The sequence below is a fragment of the Thermococcus sp. Bubb.Bath genome, from assembly GCF_012027595.1.
In the GTDB taxonomy this organism is placed as follows: Archaea; Methanobacteriota_B; Thermococci; order Thermococcales; family Thermococcaceae; genus Thermococcus.
Genome location: NZ_SNUR01000082.1, coordinates 1 through 254 on the forward strand (window position 1 = coordinate 1; position 254 = coordinate 254).

At 53.9% G+C, this 254-nt stretch carries 1 pseudogene; it reads left to right on the plus strand.

Annotated features, from left to right (window positions below):
- A pseudogene (locus E3E29_RS11615) lies at nucleotides 1-254 on the plus strand (hypothetical protein); the annotation flags it as partial.

The window sequence follows — 254 nt, forward strand, 5'->3', positions numbered from 1 at the left end:
CTCCAGTGGAGTGTTTACACTGAGGGCTGGGTTAGCAGTGGAATTCAGCCGGTTACGAGCATTGCCTGGGACTACTGGTTCTTTGACTACTACGTTGACCCGAACTGGGGTACTGCCTACCACAACCCGAAGACGGTTGCCGACCTCGTTAACGCTGTAAGCAACGGCGACGTTAACAAGTTCATCCAGGAGCTCGGCCTCAAGTACTACAACACTCCCGCTAAGCTCCAGCCACTCATGGATTGGACCGGTTA